We start from the raw sequence: 17776 nt of genomic DNA on the forward strand, positions 1-17776 counted from the left end.
ATTGAATCATGGGGGCTATTGCACCATGAGCAGCGCGGCGGCCAGCCCGAGGGCCGCGATCAGCAGCCACGCCGCGAGGGCGGCCAGCACGGCGCGCGCCCCGGTGTGCAGCAGGGTGCGGACACGCACTGCCGATCCCAGGCCAAACAGGGCAGCGCCCAGCAGCACGTCCTGCAGACCGGCCGCTGCCTCCAGCCAGCCGCTGGAGAGCCAGCCGCTGGAGCGCAGCGCCACCATCACGATGAAGCCGACGACGAACAGTGGGACCAGCGGAGGCTTGCCCGCGGCGGGGCCGCCGGCCCGGCCGACTGCGTCCCGGCGGTGCCGGATCCGCTGCTCCGCCCCGGCCATGGCCACCATCGGCGCCAGGAGGATCACCCGGGTGAGTTTGACGACGACGGCGAGGGCCAGCGCCGCCGGACCTGCGGTTTGCGCGGTGGCCACCACCTGCCCGACGTCGTGGACCGAGGCGCCGGTCCACGCCCCGAAGGCCTCGGCGCTCAGTTTCAGCGGGTGGACCAGCAGCGGGAGCACGCCGATGGCCAGCGTCCCGCACAGTGTTACGAGCGCGACGGGCAGGACCGTATCCCGGTGGCTGATCCGCCGTACCGCGGCCATCGCGCCGATCGCCGATGCACCGCAGATAGAAAACCCGGTGGCAATCAGCAACGCCGTATCGGGCGAAAGCCGCAACAGCCGGGAGATACCGTAGGTGCCGGCGAAGCTGGCCACTACCACCGCCGTGATGAGCAGGAGGGCCAGCCAGCCCAGGCCCAGCACGTCAGAGATGCTCACTTTCAGTCCCAGGAGCACGATGCCACCGCGCATCAGGTGCTTGCCGGCGAAGTCCAGCCCCGGCCGGGCACGGCCCGCCGTCCACACCGCCGTGCCGGGAAGGTTGGCTGCCAGCAGGCCAAGCACCACGGCCAGGGTCATGGCCGGAAGCGCGGGCACGGCGGCGTGTATTGCGAATGCGAAGGCCAGGGCGACGACGGCGGTCAGCAGGCCGGGCAGAATCCGGGTAAAGTTCTGATGCGTCATCCCGCGCGTTCGCGGCAGCAGCTTTTGCGGGAGTCGGAAGTCTGGCACCTCCCAACATTGCCCGACGCCGAGGCCAAAGACCAACCGGAAGTCCCGCCAACACGCCAGGGCGGGACGGGAAATGAATTCGCAACAAAAAGGTGGTTGGCTAATGACCATGTCTGACCTATTCCAGGATTACTCCGAGGCTGCCGGCCGCACCGGTGCCTACGACGAGATGTTTGCCCCCGGGCAAAAGGCACGCCAGTCGTATGGCCAGGTTGCGGGTGCCCTGCGGGAGCTGTCCCTGGCAGACGTCAGCGCCAGGGCGGACTCGATGGCCCGGACCTTCCTGGACCGCGGTGTGACCTTTGACTTCGCGGGGGAGGAGCGCCCGTTTCCGCTGGACATCGTGCCGCGCGTCATCCCCGCCAACGAATGGGACGTGCTGGAACGCGGTGTCGCCCAGCGCGTGCGCGCCCTGGAGGCTTTCCTGAACGACGTCTACGACAAAATGACAGTGGTGTCCGACGGCGTGATCCCGCGCCAGCTGGTCACCACGAGCGCCCACTTCCACCGTGCAGTGCACGGCTTCGAACCCGCCGGCGGGGTGCGGGTGCACATCTCCGGCATCGACGTGGTGCGGGACGCCGCCGGAACGTTCCGGGTCCTGGAGGACAACGTCCGCGTGCCGTCCGGCGTGAGTTACGTGCTGGAGAACCGCCGGGCCATGGCCAAGGGCCTCCCGGAGGCCTTCGGCCAGCAGCTGATCCGCCCGGTGGAGGAGTACCCCCGCCGGCTGCTTTCGGCGCTCCGCAAGACGGCGCCGTCGGGCGTGGACGACCCCACGGTGGTGGTGCTGACGCCCGGCGTGTTCAACAGCGCGTACTTCGAGCACACCCTCCTGGCAGGCCTGATGGGCGTGGAACTCGTGGAAGGCCGCGACCTCGTCTGCCGCGGCAACCGGGTGTACATGCGGACCACCGCCGGCGAACAGCGCGTGGACGTCATCTACAAGCGCATCGACGACGACTTCCTCGACCCCCTGCAGTTCCGCTCCGACTCCATGCTCGGCTGCCCCGGGCTGGTCAACGCCGCCCGCGCCGGCGGGGTCACCATCGCAAACGCGGTGGGCAACGGCGTGGCGGACGACAAACTCGTCTACAGCTACGTCCCGGACCTGATCCGCTACTACCTCGGTGAGGAACCGGTGATCGCCAACGTCGACACCTTCCGGCTGGAGGAGAAGGAAGCCCGCGAGCACGTCCTGGACCGCCTCGACGAACTCGTGGTCAAGCCGGTGGACGGCTCCGGCGGCAAGGGCCTGGTAATCGGCCCGGACGCGTCCAAAGAAGAGCTTGAGGCGCTGCGCAAGCGCGTCATCGCCGACCCACGCGGCTGGATCGCGCAGCCGGTGCTGCAGCTGTCCACCGTGCCCACACTCAGCGGCGACAAGTTCGGCCCCCGGCACGTGGACCTCCGGCCGTTCGCGGTCAACGACGGCGATGACGTCTGGGTGCTGCCCGGCGGGCTCACCCGTGTGGCCCTGAAGGAAGGATCGCTGATCGTGAATTCCAGCCAGGGCGGCGGATCGAAGGACACCTGGGTGCTGGCCGGTTCCCCGCAGGTTCCGGTGGAGCGGCTGCCGCAGGAGTCCGTCACCGTCCGTGAGCGGGTTTCCGTGTGGCCGGTCGAGAGCAACTGGCGCGATCGGCAGTCGGAGCAGCAGCAACAGCAGATTTCTGACACGCAGGAGGTAACCTCGAATGCTTAGCCGAATTGCCGAATCCCTGTTCTGGATCGGCCGCTACGTTGAACGGGCCGACGGCACGGCACGCATCCTCGACGTCCACCTGGAGCGCCTGAACCACCTGCCCACGGAGGAGCGGCGCAGCGTTGCCCGCGAACTGCTCGGGGTCATGGGGGCGCGGCCGCAGAGCGACGACTTCGGCCTGGAAGAGCTGCTCCACGCCCTCGCCTACGACAAGCACAGCGCCACCTCGATTGCGGGGTCCCTCGGCGCTGCCCGCGAGAACGCCAGGCGCGCCCGCGAGACGGTCTCGTCCGGCCTTTGGGAAAGCCTGAACACCACCTACTACGGGCTGAACCAGCACCGCAAGGACGTGGTGGGCACCTACCGCTTTTGCCACTGGGTGCTCGAGCGCACCGCCATGGTCAGCGGCCTGGCCGACACCACGGTCAGCCACGACGACAGCTGGCTCTTCCTTGCGCTGGGCCGTTCGCTGGAGCGGGCGGACATGACCGCCCGGATGCTCTCCACCCGCGACGTCCTCTCCGCAGGCATGTCCTGGGTGAACATGCTCCGCTGTGCCGGCGCCTACGAATCCTTCCTGCGGACCCGCCGCGCGGCCTTCGGCGACCAGCACGCGGCCGAGTTCCTCCTGCTGGACCGGCTGTTTCCGCGGTCCATCGTTTACGCCCTAAGTGACGCCGACGAGTGCCTGGCCAAGCTGGACCCCTCGGCCCAGCGCGTCGGCTTCATCAACGACGGCCGCCGGATTGTGGGCCAGGCCCGCACGTTTTTGGAGTTCCACCGCACGGATGACCTTATGTCCGAGCTTCCGGAGCACATGGAGCGCGTCCAGAAGGCAGTCGCGCAGACGTCGGACGCCATTTCCCGTAAGTACTTCAATCAGGCGGATGAACTGGCCTGGGTGGGAGAAGTTTCATGACCCGGCTGAGCATCGTCCACAGGACCGGCTACAAGTACAAGCAGCGGGTCACGCTGTCCTACAACGAGGCCCGCATGACCCCGCTGACGGACCCGCATCAGGTGGTGCTGGAGTCCTCCATGAAGGTCACGCCGTCGCAGGCTGCAGTCAGCAGCTACCGCGACTACTGGGGCACCCGGGTCACGGCGTTCGACATGCAGATGCCGCACGAGCACCTGGAAGTCCTGGCCACCACCACCGTTGAGGTCCACCGGGCGGTGCGTGTACCGTCGGAGGCCGACATCGTGGGCTGGGACGATCTCGCCTCCCCGGAGACGCTCAACCAGTTCAGCGACTGGGCGCCGCAGTCCCAGCTGACTGGACCGGGGGAGGAAGTCCTGGCCATCATTCCGGGTGTAGTCGAGGGCAAGAACCCGCATGAGGCAGCCCTTGCCATCTTCGCCTGGATGCGCGGCGAGATGACCTATATGAAAGGCACCACCGGCGTCACCACCAACGCCGAGGAGGCCTGGACCCAGCGCCAGGGGGTTTGCCAGGACCTGGCACACCTCGCGATCGGTGCCCTGCGCAGCTGCGGCATCCCGGCCCGGTATGTCTCCGGTTACCTGCACCCGCGGTCGACGGCGGACATCGGCGAGACGGTGGCCGGCCAGTCCCACGCGTGGCTGGAATGGTGGGACGGCGAATGGCGCAGCTGGGACCCCACCAACCACAAGCCGGCCGGTGACTTTCACGTGACGGTGGCCCGCGGCCGCGACTACCGGGACGTGCCTCCGCTGAAGGGCATCCTGTCCGGCGGCGGCGGCTCAAACCTGAGCGTGAGCGTGGAGATCACCCGCCTGGCCTAGGAGAGTCTGGGCTGGCGTTGCGCTCTGCCGGAGCTTCACTCTGGTGAGGACTTCACCGAAACGGCGTCCACGCCGTCGGCCTCCAGCGCCACCGGGGCTTCGACCTGCCCACCACCGAAGCGATTTACCAGGGGCTGGACTTGTAGTCCTTCAGGAACACCCCGTACTGGTCTTCGCCCTTTTCGCCCATGACGATGGGGTCGTAGACGCGGGCCGCGCCATCCACCAGGTCGAGGGGCGCGTGGAAGCCTTCCTCCATCAGCCGGACCTTGGTGAAGTGCGGGCGTTCGTCGGTGATCCAGCCGGTATCGACGGCGGTCATGAGGATGCCGTCGGAGTCCAGCATTTCCTGGGCGCTGGTGCGGGTCATCATGTTCAGGGCCGCCTTGGCCATGTTGGTGTGCGGGTGGCCGGGTCCCTTGTACGCCCGGGAGAACTGGCCCTCCATGGCGGACACGTTGACGATGTACTTGCGGTGCGCAGTGGACCGCTTCATGGCATCCCGCAGCCGGCTGACCAGAAGGAAGGGCGCGGTGACGTTGCACAGCTGCACCTCGAGCATCTCCAGCGGGTCCACCTCGTCCACAACCTGCGTCCAGCTGTTGATGGTGGCGAGGTCCGGGACCAGGCCGCCGGCGTCGATGGCTGTTCCGGCCGCGATCCGTTCCAGGGACGCCGAACCGGTGGACAGGGCAAGGGACGTGACGGCATCGCCGGCCAGGACCGGGTGCTCGGTGACGCTGCTGGCAATCGCGAGCGGATGCTTGTCGTGCGCATGGCCGAAGGTGACCAGTTCCGGGCCCCCGTTGGCAGCCTCCAGGGCTGCGGGAAGAGGCTCGTCCTCGGCGTCCACCAGCGGCTTGTACGCATTGCCGGAGCGCCGCACCGTCTGGGCCGCGTTGTTGATAATGATGTCCAGCGGTCCCGCGGCATTGAGGTTATCGGTGAGGGCCATGACCTGCGAGGGGTCGCGGAGGTCGATGCCCACGATCTTCAGCCGGTGCAGCCATTCCCCGCTGTCCTCCATGGCCGCGAAACGGCGGGCGGCGTCCTTGGGGAAGCGCGTGGTGATGGTGGTGTGCGCGCCGTCGCGCAGCAGGCGCAGGGCAATGTACATGCCGATCTTGGCGCGGCCGCCGGTCAACAGGGCACGCCGGCCGGTGAGGTCGGTGCGGGCATCGCGCTTGGAGTGGCTGAACGCCGCGCACTCAGGGCACAGCTGGTGGTAGAAGGCATCCACCTGGGTGTAGTGCTGCTTGCAGATGTAGCAGGGCCGGGACCTGATGAGGTGGCCGGCGACCTTCCCCGTGGCGGACGTCGCGAGTTTGTTGCCGCGCGTTTCATCGTCGATCCGGTCGGGTGCGGCGGTGGCGGTCTGCGCCAGCACAGCGCGGTCCGCTTCCGCGATCAGATCGCGCTTGGTGACGCGGCGGTGCCGCTTGACCGCCTTGAACATTTTGCCGGTGGCGCGGCGCACCGAGAGGTAGTCAGGGTGCTCCTCGTCGTAGACGTGGATGGTGTTCAAAACCTTGAGGCAGGCCTGAATCTCTTCAGGCGTCAGATCGGCGGAGCTCATTGACCTGATTTTACAGCCTGTGGAGGGTCAGACCTGCCTCAAGGAAATTGCTTGAACAGGAGATCAGGAACGGACGGCCTGCTGCGTCGGGGAGTCCACGCCGATGGCGGCGGCCTGGACCTTGCCAACGTGCTCGGCTGAGCTGCGGATCTCGGGCCAGTTCTCGGTGGCGGCCTTCACAGCGTCCGGAACCAGGTGCAGGTTCGCGGCGGACAGCGCACGCTCGGCGTCGTCCGGTTCCGGCACGGCCTGGTGCTTGGAGAGCACCGTGATGCCCGAGTCGGTCACCTTGAAGCCGCGGGCGCGGTCCAGGTCGGCGTCCAGGCCGATGGCCGCTCCTGCGGGAACCTTGACGTTCTTATCGATGATGGCCCGGCGCACCACGGCGCCCTTGCCGATCTGCACCTTGTCCATGAGCACCGAGTCAATGACGCGGCTGGCCGAGCCGACGTAGACGTCGTTGGACAGCACAGAACCTTCCACGATGCCGCCGGAGATGACCACACCGCTGGCCACGATTGAATCGAGGGCGGTGCCCACGGTGTTGTTCTCGCCACGGACGAACTTGGCCGGCGGGGCAATGCTCTGGCGCGTGTAGATGGGCCATTCGGAGTTGTACAGGTTGAACACCGGCAGCGGCGAGATCAGGTCCATGTGGGCGTCGTAGAAAGAGTCGATGGTCCCCACGTCACGCCAGTACGTCCGGTCCCGTTCGGTGGAGCCGGGAATGTCGTTGAGGGTGAAGTCGTAGACGCCCGCCTGCCCCTGGTTGACGAAATAGGGGATGATGTCCCCGCCCATGTCGTGCTTGGTGTCGAGTCGTTCGGCGTCGACGTGGAGCGCATCCACCAGCGCGTCGGCGTCAAAGACGTAGTTGCCCATGGAGGCCAGGAACTGGGTGGGGTCCGCAGCCAGCCCGGGGGTGGACGATGGCTTCTCCACGAATGCGGCGATCCTCTGGGGGTCTTCCGGGTCCACTTCGATGACACCGAACTGGTCGGCCATGTGCAGGGGCTGGCGTACGGCGGCCACCGTGGCCTTGGCGCCGCTCTTGACATGCTGCTCAACCATCTGGAAGAAGTCCATGCGGTACACATGGTCCGCGCCCACCACGACGACGATGTCAGGGTTGGCATCGTGGATCAGGTTCAGGGACTGGTAAATGGCGTTGGCGCTGCCCAGGAACCAGCTCTTGCCCACGCGCTGCTGGGCCGGAACGGAGGCGACGTAGTTGCCAAGCTGGGTGGACATCCGCCACGTCTCCGAGATGTGGCGGTCAAGGCTGTGGGACTTGTACTGCGTCAAGACCACGATCTGCAGGTACCGGGAGTTGACGAGGTTGGACAGCGCGAAATCGATAAGCCGATAACTGCCGGCAAAGGGCACAGCAGGTTTGGCCCTATCTGCCGTCAGCGGCATGAGTCGGTTTCCCTCGCCTCCGGCTAGGACAATGGCCAGGACTTTCTTCGTTGACGGCATGGTCGCTCCTGTACACCTTCGTATCTCCCCAAAAAATCCGGTTTGTCCGGACTTTCTTCACACTAGAACAGTTCAACCGTAACGACTACCTTGGGTAACGTGCGAATAGACATTGTGACTAAAGAGTTTCCGCCCGAAATCTATGGCGGCGCGGGCGTCCACGTTGCCGAGCTGAGCCGGGTCCTGGCCAAGCATGTGGACCTTCAGGTGCGTGCGTTTGGCGCGCCCCGGGACGCCGACTATCATGGCGCCGCCGTAACCTCCTACTCGGTGCCCGAGGATCTGGGGGCCGCGAATGCTGCCGTGCAGACCCTGGGCGTGGACCTGCGCATTGTCCCGGACGTCGCCGGCGCGGACCTGGTGCATTCGCACACGTGGTACGCCAACATGGCGGGCCACTTAGCATCGCTGCTGCACGGCATCCCGCATGTGCTCAGTGCCCACAGCCTGGAGCCGCTGCGGCCCTGGAAGGCCGAGCAGCTTGGCGGTGGCTACGCCCTGTCCTCGTGGGTGGAGAAGACCGCGTACGAGGCTGCGGCCGCGATCATCGCCGTGTCCGAGGGCATGCGGCAGGACATCCTGCGCAGCTACCCGGACGTTGACCCTGCCAAGGTCAAGGTGGTGCACAACGGCATCGACGTCAGCCTCTGGAACCGCGATGAGAACGACGACATCATCCGCACACTGGGCATCGACCCCGCCCGCCCCAGTGTGGTGTTTGTGGGCCGCAACACCCGGCAGAAGGGTGTCCCGTACCTGCTGCGGGCCGCCGCCAAGCTCCCTGCGGACGTGCAGCTGGTCCTCTGCCTCGGCGCCGCGGACACGCCGGAACTCGCAGCGGAAACCGCCCGGCTGATCGAGGAGCTGCAGAGCCAGCGCAGCGGCGTTGTGCTGATCGAGCGCATGCTGCCCCGCAATGAGCTGATCCAGGTCCTGAGCCACGCCACCGCTTTCGCCTGCCCCTCCATCTACGAGCCGCTCGGCATCGTGAACCTGGAAGCGATGGCCTGCGGTGCTGCCGTCGTGGCCAGTGCAACCGGCGGCATCCCCGAGGTGGTGAACCACGGCGAGACCGGTCTGCTGGTGGAGCTCGAGCAGGTGACCGATGGTACCGGCACGCCGTTGGATCCGGAGAAGTTCGTCAGCGAATTCGCCGCGGCCCTGACCGAGGTTGTGTCCGACCCGTCCCGCGCACGCGAAATGGGCCAGGCCGGCCGCAAGCGTGCCGAGGAGCACTTCTCCTGGGAGTCGATCACTCAGACCACGCTCGACGTCTACAGTTCGGTCCTCAAATAGCGCCACCTAAATAAGTCGCTGGTTGAGCTTGTCGAAACCTGCTGTGCTTTCGACAAGCTCAACCAGCGAATCAGCGGAGTGACTTCTCCGGCACGGGGGCCGTTCCGCTGGCACGCTGTACCCGGTAGTAGTCCCGTGCCTCGTCCTGGCGGACCTTTTCGGCGCCGGTGGCGATGGCGGCACGGAGGTGCGCCGGGCCGTAGCCGAAGGCGTCCACGAGGTCCAGCGCATGCGGGCGCAGCTTGACCAGGAGCCGGTTGATATACCCGCCCACCGTCCGTGAGCGCTGCATCGAGAGCCTGCCGTTCATCAGGTACCACGAGAGGTTGTTCTCGATGAGGGACAGCCCGAAAAGGTCCCGGAGCCACGTCAGCACGGTCCTGGTTCCCGGGTCGGTGACCTTGCCCAGCGCCTCGGTGAAGGCCTCCCACTGCAGGAGTTCGGCGTGCGCCCGGGCGGCGTCGATGAGCTCGTCCTGGTGCTGGTTGAACAGTGCGGACGCTTCGCGCTGCGGAAGCCGGTTGGCGCCCCTGAGGGCTGCGGCTGCTTCGCCAACCATCGTCTGGACTCGGTCCGTGAGCAGTGCGCGCTGGCTTTCCTCGTCGCGGAGGGCAATGGCGGCCCTCTGGACGGAGCCGTTGTCCGCCACGAATTGTGCAACCTGGCGCAGGCCCGTGCGGTGGACGGCGGTACCGGCGGCCTGGTTGACCACATACCGTGCCAGCACACCGAACGTGGCGCTGCGGAATTCCTTGGCGTAGTCGGCCAGCAGCCGCTTGGCCACGAGCTGCAGCAGGACGGTGTTGTCGCCCTCGAATGTGACGTAGACGTCCAGGTCGGCGCGGAGCGAGGCGAAGCGGTTCTCAATCAGGAACCCGGCGCCGCCGCAGGCTTCGCGGCACTCCTGCAGGGTGTCCAGTGCATGCCAGGTGCTCAGCGGCTTCAGCGCCGCGGCCAAAGTTTCCAGGTCCTGGCGGTCCTCGTCGGAATCGTTGGCGCCGGAAAAGACGTCGTCCAGCTTTTCCAGCAGCTGCTCGTGCGCGAAGCCCGCGGCGTACGTGGTGGCCAGCCGGGTGAAGAGCCGGCGCTGGTGCCGCTGGTAGTCCAGCAGCACCTCTTCCTCGACGGGGGATGAGGCGTTGAACTGCCGCCGTTCGGCTGCGTAGGTGATGGCCGTCTTCAGAGCCAGCTTGGATGCGGCGACGGCGGCACCGTCCAGGCTCACCCGGCCCTGCACCAGCGTGCCGAGCATGGTGAAGAACCGGCGTCCGGGGCTCGCGATGGGCGAGGTGTAGTTGCCGTCGGCGTCCACGTCGCCGTAGCGGTTGAGCAGGTTGGTGCGGGGGATGCGGACATGGTCGAAGTGCAGGCGGCCGTTATCGATGCCGTTGAGCCCGCCCTTCACGCCGTCGTCCTCGCCGCCGATCCCCGGCAGGAACGCCTTGCTGACGGGGTCGCGCAGGTCCACGTAGAACGCGTGCACGCCGTGGTTGACCCCGCGCGTCACCAGCTGGGCGAACACCACGGCGCCTAGCCCGTCGATGGCCGCGTTGCCGATGTAGTCCTTCCAGCCGGCACGGAACGGTGTGTGGATCACGAACTCCTGCGCGTCCGGATCATAGGTTGCCGTGGTGGCGATGCTGGCGACGTCTGATCCGTGTCCGGTTTCGGTCATGGCGAAGCAGCCAGGGATGTCCAGGTTCATGATGCCCGGCAGCCACTTCTGGTGATGCTCGGCCGTGCCCAGGTGCATCACGGCCGAGCCGAACAGGCCCCACTGCACACCGGCCTTGATCTGCAGGGACGGGTCGGCGGTGACCAGTTCCTCAAAGCCGGCGATGTTGCCGCCGTGGTCGTCCGACCCGCCGAATCTGGCCGGGAAGGCGCGGTGCACGGCGCCGCTGTCCACAAGGTGCTTCAGCTGGCCGAAGGTGCGCAGGCGGTGCTCCGTGTGCGTGAGCCCTTCCGCCTTGTGCAGTTCCTCGTGTGCCGCCAGGTCACGCGCCTGCCGGCGGACGTCGGCCCACCTGCCCAGCAGCAGCTCACCCAGGGCGGCGACGTCGACGGCGGGCAACGGCTCTGCCATCCCGGCTGCTGCATGGGTGGTTGTGCCCGCCGGGCGGTCCGCTACTTCAGTCATGTCGATCCCTTCGTTGGTACTGACAGGTTCCGGTGCTATTGAATGTCCGTGAGTTCCGGCGCGATGCCGACGCACAGCCAGTCGGTGATCTGCCGTGCCATGGCTTCCTGGTCCGGCTTGGCGGGGGAGCCCGGACTGGCCAGCCACTGCTCGCCGGCGTTGCGGACCAGGCCAATGGCGGCATTGGGCCAGTAGCCGATCACGGACTCCTTGCCTTCGCCGAGGTGGGTGCGCATGGGCGTGGCGATCATGTCCGCGATGGCGGCAAAGAAGTGGCCCAGGGCGCCGGCCGTCGTGATCGAGGTGGGACCGCCGTCGGACTCCGCAGCGGAGTAGCGGGTCACGAACGTGTAGACGTTGGGGCTGGTTTCAGCCATCTGGAGGTAGGCCGAGACCATGGCGAACAAACCCTGCCGCGGCGTCTGCGCGCTTTGCGCCGCCTCCTTGATCCGCTGCTGCATCTGTCCCAGCACCACTTCCCCCACCGCCTGCTGCAGGCCGGCCTTGTCGCCGAAGTACCGGTAGAACACCGACTTCGACGTGCCAGCCGCCGCGGCAATGTCCTCCATGGAGGCGTCACTGCCGAGCGTGTGTACCGCCCGCCGGGCGGCCTTGATGAGTTCCCGCCTGCGTTCTTCGCGGTGCCCCTGCCAGCGCGAGGCGCGGCCGTCCACGGGTTCTGAGGGGGAGTCCGGAGAGGTGGGCGGAGGAATCAAGTTCACGATACCCAGCGTATCAGGTACGCTGGGTATCGATAACCAGTCGGATCAAAGGAGATAGCACATGCCCGTGGATGGACAGCCTCAAACCGTGCGGAAGGCCGTGGTGGTCGGCGGCAACAGGATCCCGTTCGCCCGGACGGGCGGTGCCTACACCAAGTCGTCCAACCAGGACATGCTCACCGCAGCCCTGGACGGCCTGATCGCCCGCTTCGGCCTCCAGGAGGAACGCATCGGCGAGGTGGCCGCGGGCGCCGTCCTCAAGCACTCCCGGGACTTCAACCTGACGCGCGAAGCAGTCCTGGGCTCTGCGCTGTCGCCGGAAACTCCCGCCTATGACCTCCAGCAGGCCTGCGCCACCGGCCTGGAAACAGTGCTGGGCCTGGCCAACAAGATCAGGCTCGGCCAACTGGACTCGGCCATCGCGGGCGGCGTGGACTCCGCCTCCGACGCCCCCATTGCCGTCAGCGAAGGCCTCCGCGAGGTGCTGCTGGACCTCAGCCGCGCCAAGACACTCCCGCAGCGGCTTCAGATCCTCGCCCGCCTGCGCCCCAAGGACCTCGCCCCGGACGCACCAAACACCGGAGAGCCCCGCACCGGACTGTCGATGGGTGAGCACCAGGCCCTGACCACCGCCCAGTGGAACATCTCCCGCGAGGCCCAGGACGAGCTTGCCCTCAACAGCCACCGGAACCTCGCGGCCGCCTACGATGCCGGGTTTTTCGACGATCTGCTCACGCCCTACCGCGGGCTCACCCGAGACTCCAACCTCAGGCCGGACACGAGCCCCGAGAAGATGGCGTCGCTGAAGCCCGTGTTCGGCCGGAACCTGGGCTCGGAAGCCACCATGACGGCCGGCAACTCCACGCCGCTGACGGACGGCGCCTCCACGGTACTGCTCGCCTCGGAGGACTGGGCGGACGGGCACGACCTGCCCAAGCTCGCCACCGTCCTGGACGGCGAGGCAGCCGCCGTGGATTTCGTCCACGGCAAGGACGGGCTGCTGATGGCGCCGGTGTTCGCCGTCCCGCGCCTGCTGGCCCGCAACGGCCTCACCCTGGACGACATCGACTACTTCGAGATCCACGAAGCCTTTGCCGGGACGGTGCTGAGCACGCTGGCCGCGTGGGAGGACGAGAAGTTCGGCCGCGAGCGGCTCGGGCTGGACGGCGCCTTCGGCAAGGTCGACCGCTCCAAGCTGAACGTCAACGGATCATCCCTGGCTGCCGGGCACCCGTTCGCTGCCACGGGCGGCCGGATCGTTGCCACGCTTGCGAAAATGCTGCATGAAAAGGGCAATACCGGCGTGCGTCCCGCCCTGGGACTCGTCTCCGTCTGCGCCGCCGGCGGCCAGGGCGTCGTCGCGCTGCTCGAAGCCTACTCGGAAGGAACCACCCCGGGGGAAATCCATGACTGACACCTACGCAAGGCTGGTTAGCCACGGCCTCGGACGGGATCTCGCACGGAAGCTCGGCCTGCCGCAGCCGGCCGAGCTTCGGCGCTACCGGCCCGGCCAGCCACTGATCGAGGGGCCGGTCCTGGTTGGCGGCTCCGGACCCGGTGCAGACGGGATCGCGGCGGCGCTGCTTTCCTGGGGACTCGACGTCCGCCGCCACGCTGTTCCCAAGGAAAAGCTCGGCGGAATCGTACTGGTCCTTGATGCCGTCAAAGCCCCCGGCGACCTGGAGCAGCCGGTCCTGGCGGCAGCGCCGTCGCTTCGCGATCTTGCCCCCGGCGGACGCGTGGTGACTGTCTCGCGCGTGCCCGGCGGAACGCCGGCCACGGCCGCCGCCAGGCAAGGCGTGGACGGGCTACTGCGTTCCCTGGCGAAGGAACTGCGCGGCGGCGCCACCGGCAACGGCATCCTCCTGGCTGAGGACATTAGTCCCACCGCCCCGTCAGCCCTGGGCGCGCTGCGCTTCTTCCTCTCCGGCCGGTCCGCGTTCGTGGACGGCCAGTCCGTCCGCGTCAGTTCCGCGGACGGCAGGATGCCCGACGACGCCGACGCACCGCTCGCGGGGAAGGTCGCCCTGGTGACGGGCGCGGCCCGCGGGATTGGCGCGGCCATCGCCCGGACACTGCACCGCGACGGCGCCACTGTTGTGGCGGTGGACGTTCCCGCGGCCGGGGACCATCTGGCGGAGGTCGCCAACGGGATCCGGGGAACCGCGCTGCAGCTGGACATCACGCGCGACGATGCCGGGCAACGAATCATTGACCATGCCGTGCAGCGCCACGGCCGGCTCGACATCGTTGTCCACAATGCCGGCATCACCCGGGACAAACTGCTGGTCAACATGGACCAGTCCCGTTGGGGTTCGGTAATTGATGTGAACATCGCCGCCCAACTGCGCATCAACGAGGCGCTCCTTGCCTCCGGGCACTTCCGTTCCGCGCCGCGCATCGTTTCGGTCGCCTCGACGAGCGGCATTGCCGGCAACCGCGGACAAACCAACTATGCAGCGTCCAAGGGCGGGGTGATGGGCATGGTCCGGGCCACCGCACCGCTGCTGGCGGAATACGGCGGTTCGATCAATGCCGTGGCGCCCGGATTCATCGAGACAGAGATGACCGCGCGGATTCCCTTCGCCACCCGGGAGATTGCCCGGCGGCTGAACTCCCTGCAGCAGGGCGGGCAGCCGGAGGACGTCGCCGAGGCTATTTCCTTCCTCTCGGGCGATTCCGCCGGGGGCATTTCCGGAGAGGTGCTGAGGGTGTGCGGACAAAACCTGGTGGGGGCATGACCGGCGGCCAGCCTCTCATCCTGGGGGAGATGCCGTCGCTCTCCAAGCTGTACGTGAACGCGGCGGCCACAGCGGCCCGCCGCAGGATCCTGGGCTCGCATGCCGCCGCCGTGCTGCCCGCCGTGAGTCACCAAGTCCGGGACGTCCGGCCCGACGTCGAAAACCTAACGGCGTACCAGCACCTGCTGGGTGAGACTGCCAGTGACGTGCTGCCAGCAGGGTTCATCCATGCCCTGGCGTTTCCTCTGGCCATGAGCGTATTGAACCGCGACGACTTCCCGCTGCCCCTTCTGGGGATGATCCATCTGCGGAATGTGATTGAGTACCGCAGGCCGGTCAGGTTCACTGAACCGCTGGACATCGTGGCCAGGGCGGAGACGCTCCGGGCACACCGCGCCGGAACGCAGCTGGACATCGTGGCGGAGGTGCGCACTTCCGGTGGCGGCGACATCTGCTGGAGCGGCGTGTCCACCTACCTCGCCAAGGGCGTGTTCCTGCCCGGCATCGACAAGGCCTCGGCAGCAGCCGCGCCGCAGGGTTTTACGGCTCCGGACCCCACGGGACTCTGGCAGCTGGGCGTGGACACCGGCCGCGCCTACGCTGCCGTGTCGGGGGACTTCAACCCGATCCACCTGAGTGTTCTCTCCGCCAAGGCCCTGGGCCTGCGCCGGTCTATCGCCCACGGCATGTACCTGGCGTCGAGGGCGCTGGCGGACGTGGGCGCGGCCAAAGGCGACGCGTTCCGCTGGGAGGTGGGGTTCGAGGCTCCCGTTTTCCTACCGGCGCGGGTGGCGCTGGACATTTCGACGGCGGAGGCCGGGGACGGCGGCTGGCTGCGGTCCGACTACGTGGCCTGGAGCCCGAAGTCCGGCCGCAAGCACTTCAGCGGATCGGTGGTGGCGCTGTAGCACGAGGCGTGCTGCAGCACGGCGGACGTGCTGCGGCCGGGGCTACCTCCTGTTCGGGTTGGCCACGCGCAGGATGCGGTGCAGGCTCAGCAGGATTGATCCTGCGGCGCTCGGAGTGCCGGCCTCAGTGTCCTCGGAGGCGGTGCGTGCCTCGAGCGAGGCGACCGCCGAGCGGGCTGCCTGGTAGAGCTCGGCCCGCCGGTCGGCGTCGTCCTCCTCCGCAGAACGGAGCACCTCGCCCACAGCCGTCAGCGCCTCCGCAAGGGGTTCGCTGTAGGGGAGCGGGATGATGAAGGGCATGTCTTCGTTCCAGATGACGTCCGCGAGCACTTCGGTCATGTCCTGGATGTGGAAGGTGATCTGCTCCAGTTCGCGGACGGTGCGGTAGTCCTTGTCCACGTCACGGGGATGGAACCGCCGGCGCGGATTGGCCTCCCGGCTGGCGTCAGCCTTCTGCACCGCTGCCCGGACGGAGCGGGCTGACTGCGCCAGGTCCTCGGACCTCCGCGACCAGTCCTCATGTTCGGGAGGCCATTTTTCGTGCATGGCCGCCCCCATGTCCTGCAGCTGGCGGGCCAGAGACAGCCTCAGCTCCGCAAGGCTCAGGGCGGCAGCGTTGAAGTGCAGCGGCGGAAACACCAGCAGGTTGACGGCGATGCCGACGGCGACGCCCACACCCATCTGGAGCAGGTAGCCGAATGAGAAATCATCCGGGTTCTGGCCTCCCACCAGCAGCACCAGCAGGGCCGCCGTCGGAATCCAGTCGCGGCCCGCGCCCAGGCGCGGAAGCCCGGCCAGCAGGACGCCCAGTGCCATGACAGCGGCCACACTGAGCGGCGTGGCGCCGAAACTGATCAGTACAAACGCCAGGGCGATGCCCGCGCCCAGGCCCACAAGTGTCTGTAAACCCTGGCGCATCGAACCCGACACGTTTTCATACATGGCCACCAGTGCGCCGAGCGGGGCGTAGTACGCGTAGTGGGCGGCCGCACCCGGCATGAGGGGCGCCACCCAAAACGCGATGCCCGCCGCCAGCCCGGCCTTGGCTGCCAGCTGAAGGCGCGGCGCTGCCAGGGCGCGGGCAAAGCTAGTGGCCACCGAGCGCCAGACCCTCCGCGGCAACTTATCGCGTGCCATCTCTTCTCCAGCCCTGGCCGCGGGGGCTAGGCGGCACCGTGCCCGGCAGCCACTTCCTCGCCGGCCTTCACCGGTCCCGGCGGAGTTCCCTCGCCGAAGGGGCTTCCTCCCAAGGACTCCCTCCCATGGGCGGCCAGCCACCCGGTCAGGTCCGGGCCCCCGGGGACGATCTGCGTGGGATTGATGTCCTCGTGCACTATGTAGTAGTGCTGTTTGATCTGCAGGAAGTCGACGGTGTCCCCGAAGCCGGGTGTCTGGAACAGGTCCCGGGCATAGGCCCATAGCGCCGGCATTTCGCTGAGCTTGTTCCGGTTGCACTTGAAGTGGCCGTGGTAGACGGCATCGAAGCGCGCCAGCGTGGTGAAGAGCCGGACGTCCGCCTCGGTGATGGAGTCGCCCACCAGGTATCTCTGGCCGGTGAGTCGTTCCTCGAGCCAGTCCATCGCGTTCCACAGCCGGGTGTGGGCAGCATCGTAGGCTTCCTGCGACCCGGCGAAGCCGCACCTGTACACACCGTTGTTGACCTCGGTGAAGACGCGCTTGCTGATGCTGTCGATTTCCCCGCGCAGGTGCTCCGGGTACAGCTGCGGCGCACCCGTGCGGTGGAACTCGGTCCATTCCGTGGAGAAGTCCAGCGTGATCTGGGGGTAGTTGTTGGTCACGACGGCGCCGCTGGCGGTGTCCACCAAAGCAGGAACCGTGATGCCGCGGGGGTAGTCCGGGAAACGGCGGAAGTAGGCTTCCTGCAGCCGCTCGATGCCCAGCACGGGGTCCTTGCCGTCGGCGTCCAGGTCAAAGCTCCAGGACCGGGCATCGTGGGTGGGGCCGGGCTGGCCGAGGCTGATGACGTCCTCGAGCCCCAGGAGCCTGCGGACGATGACGGTGCGGTTGGCCCACGGGCACGCCCGCGCGGCAATTAGCCGGTAGCGCCCCGGTTCCACGGGCCAGCCCGGTTCACCGTTCGGCCCTGGCGTGCCGTCCCGGGTGATGCGGTCCTCGATGTAGTTGGTGTCCCGGTTGAATTCGCCGCCGGTGACGTACGCACCCTTGGTGCTGTGTTGATCGCCACTGTGTTGATCCGCGCCGTGTTGATCCGCGCCCTGTTGTTCTGTGCTGCGGGGCTCCGCCGCGTGCAGTTCCCGACTGCGCGGTTCCCCTGCGTGGCGTCCCCTGCCGTGTGCTTCGACTGTGTTGGTCTTCTCACTCATGGCTCCAG

General features: G+C 67.5%; 14 protein-coding genes. 7 read left to right on the forward strand and 7 right to left on the reverse strand.

The genetic code is table 11. The annotated features are described in order from the left end of the window. Positions 1-15: 15 nt before the first annotated feature. Positions 16-1041 (reverse strand): YeiH family protein, encoded by a 1026-nt coding sequence (locus QFZ33_RS14465; RefSeq protein ID WP_307028551.1) that lies wholly within the window; start codon positions 1039-1041, stop codon positions 16-18. A gap of 157 nt (positions 1042-1198) precedes the next feature. Between QFZ33_RS14465 and QFZ33_RS14470 the strand changes: the two genes are divergently transcribed. Genes QFZ33_RS14470 through QFZ33_RS14480 form a run of 3 tightly spaced genes read left to right on the forward strand, consistent with a single transcriptional unit; the run spans position 1199 to position 4561 of the window. Further along, the gene (locus QFZ33_RS14470) at positions 1199-2794 is read left to right on the forward strand and encodes a circularly permuted type 2 ATP-grasp protein (protein WP_307031822.1); all 1596 of its coding nucleotides are present in this window, start codon (positions 1199-1201) and stop codon (positions 2792-2794) included. Continuing rightward, on the forward strand, positions 2787-3713 hold the full coding sequence (locus QFZ33_RS14475) for an alpha-E domain-containing protein (protein ID WP_307028553.1): 927 nt from the start codon (positions 2787-2789) through the stop codon (positions 3711-3713). The genes QFZ33_RS14470 and QFZ33_RS14475 overlap by 8 nt, the downstream gene beginning before the upstream one ends. Further along, positions 3710-4561: a transglutaminase family protein gene (locus tag QFZ33_RS14480; protein WP_307028555.1), complete on the forward strand. Its 852-nt coding sequence runs from the start codon at positions 3710-3712 to the stop codon at positions 4559-4561. The genes QFZ33_RS14475 and QFZ33_RS14480 overlap by 4 nt, the downstream gene beginning before the upstream one ends. A 124-nt stretch (positions 4562-4685) precedes the next feature. Here the strand turns inward: QFZ33_RS14480 and QFZ33_RS14485 are convergent, their stop codons facing one another. Further along, positions 4686-6137: an SDR family NAD(P)-dependent oxidoreductase gene (locus QFZ33_RS14485; RefSeq protein WP_307028558.1), complete on the reverse strand. Its 1452-nt coding sequence runs from the start codon at positions 6135-6137 to the stop codon at positions 4686-4688. 63 nt (positions 6138-6200) lie between these two features. Next, positions 6201-7616, reverse strand: a complete 1416-nt coding sequence (glgC, locus tag QFZ33_RS14490; protein ID WP_307028560.1) for a glucose-1-phosphate adenylyltransferase — start codon at positions 7614-7616, stop codon at positions 6201-6203. A 99-nt stretch (positions 7617-7715) separates the two neighbouring features. Between glgC and glgA the strand changes: the two genes are divergently transcribed. Next, on the forward strand, positions 7716-8912 hold the full coding sequence (glgA, locus tag QFZ33_RS14495; protein ID WP_214854281.1) for a glycogen synthase: 1197 nt from the start codon (positions 7716-7718) through the stop codon (positions 8910-8912). 70 nt (positions 8913-8982) lie between these two features. Here the strand turns inward: glgA and QFZ33_RS14500 are convergent, their stop codons facing one another. Then, positions 8983-11052, reverse strand: a complete 2070-nt coding sequence (locus QFZ33_RS14500; protein ID WP_307028564.1) for an acyl-CoA dehydrogenase family protein — start codon at positions 11050-11052, stop codon at positions 8983-8985. A 35-nt stretch (positions 11053-11087) separates the two neighbouring features. Beyond that, positions 11088-11774: a TetR/AcrR family transcriptional regulator gene (locus QFZ33_RS14505; RefSeq protein WP_307028566.1), complete on the reverse strand. Its 687-nt coding sequence runs from the start codon at positions 11772-11774 to the stop codon at positions 11088-11090. 61 nt (positions 11775-11835) lie between these two features. Here QFZ33_RS14505 and QFZ33_RS14510 point away from each other — a divergent pair, with 61 nt between their 5' ends. From QFZ33_RS14510 to QFZ33_RS14520, 3 genes are read left to right on the forward strand one after another with little or no spacing between them, the layout of a single operon-like run. Beyond that, complete coding sequence (locus QFZ33_RS14510) at positions 11836-13188, forward strand: acetyl-CoA C-acetyltransferase (protein ID WP_307028568.1); 1353 nt, start codon at positions 11836-11838, stop codon at positions 13186-13188. Beyond that, positions 13181-14515 (forward strand): 3-oxoacyl-ACP reductase, encoded by a 1335-nt coding sequence (locus QFZ33_RS14515; RefSeq protein ID WP_307028571.1) that lies wholly within the window; start codon positions 13181-13183, stop codon positions 14513-14515. Before QFZ33_RS14510 ends, QFZ33_RS14515 begins: the two co-directional genes overlap by 8 nt. Next, entirely contained in the window at positions 14512-15423 is a 912-nt protein-coding gene (locus QFZ33_RS14520) for a MaoC family dehydratase (RefSeq protein ID WP_307028573.1), read from the forward strand. Before QFZ33_RS14515 ends, QFZ33_RS14520 begins: the two co-directional genes overlap by 4 nt. Positions 15424-15465: 42 nt before the next feature. On the opposite strand, the gene QFZ33_RS14525 is transcribed toward QFZ33_RS14520, so the two are convergent. Together QFZ33_RS14525 and QFZ33_RS14530 are read right to left on the reverse strand one after the other, a co-directional pair. Beyond that, a complete protein-coding gene (locus QFZ33_RS14525; protein ID WP_307028575.1) occupies positions 15466-16560 on the reverse strand; it encodes an FUSC family protein in 1095 nt (364 codons plus the stop codon). Positions 16561-16586: 26 nt separating this feature from the next. Further along, positions 16587-17768: a glutathione S-transferase family protein gene (locus QFZ33_RS14530; protein WP_307028577.1), complete on the reverse strand. Its 1182-nt coding sequence runs from the start codon at positions 17766-17768 to the stop codon at positions 16587-16589. Between the last annotated feature and the right edge of the window lie 8 nt (positions 17769-17776).

It is taken from the genome of Arthrobacter globiformis, from assembly GCF_030815865.1.
Taxonomy (GTDB): Bacteria; Actinomycetota; Actinomycetes; order Actinomycetales; family Micrococcaceae; genus Arthrobacter; species Arthrobacter globiformis_B.

Coding starts and splice junctions, on each gene's coding strand:
- QFZ33_RS14465 (WP_307028551.1), bottom strand. CDS start 1,041: ATGACGCATCAGAACTTTACCCGGATTCTGCCCGGCCTGCTGACCGCC.
- QFZ33_RS14470 (WP_307031822.1), top strand. CDS start 1,199: ATGTCTGACCTATTCCAGGATTACTCCGAGGCTGCCGGCCGCACCGGT.
- QFZ33_RS14475 (WP_307028553.1), top strand. CDS start 2,787: ATGCTTAGCCGAATTGCCGAATCCCTGTTCTGGATCGGCCGCTACGTT.
- QFZ33_RS14480 (WP_307028555.1), top strand. CDS start 3,710: ATGACCCGGCTGAGCATCGTCCACAGGACCGGCTACAAGTACAAGCAG.
- QFZ33_RS14485 (WP_307028558.1), bottom strand. CDS start 6,137: ATGAGCTCCGCCGATCTGACGCCTGAAGAGATTCAGGCCTGCCTCAAG.
- glgC (WP_307028560.1), bottom strand. CDS start 7,616: ATGCCGTCAACGAAGAAAGTCCTGGCCATTGTCCTAGCCGGAGGCGAG.
- QFZ33_RS14500 (WP_307028564.1), bottom strand. CDS start 11,052: ATGACTGAAGTAGCGGACCGCCCGGCGGGCACAACCACCCATGCAGCA.
- QFZ33_RS14510 (WP_307028568.1), top strand. CDS start 11,836: ATGCCCGTGGATGGACAGCCTCAAACCGTGCGGAAGGCCGTGGTGGTC.
- QFZ33_RS14515 (WP_307028571.1), top strand. CDS start 13,181: ATGACTGACACCTACGCAAGGCTGGTTAGCCACGGCCTCGGACGGGAT.
- QFZ33_RS14520 (WP_307028573.1), top strand. CDS start 14,512: ATGACCGGCGGCCAGCCTCTCATCCTGGGGGAGATGCCGTCGCTCTCC.
- QFZ33_RS14525 (WP_307028575.1), bottom strand. CDS start 16,560: ATGGCACGCGATAAGTTGCCGCGGAGGGTCTGGCGCTCGGTGGCCACT.
- QFZ33_RS14530 (WP_307028577.1), bottom strand. CDS start 17,768: ATGAGTGAGAAGACCAACACAGTCGAAGCACACGGCAGGGGACGCCAC.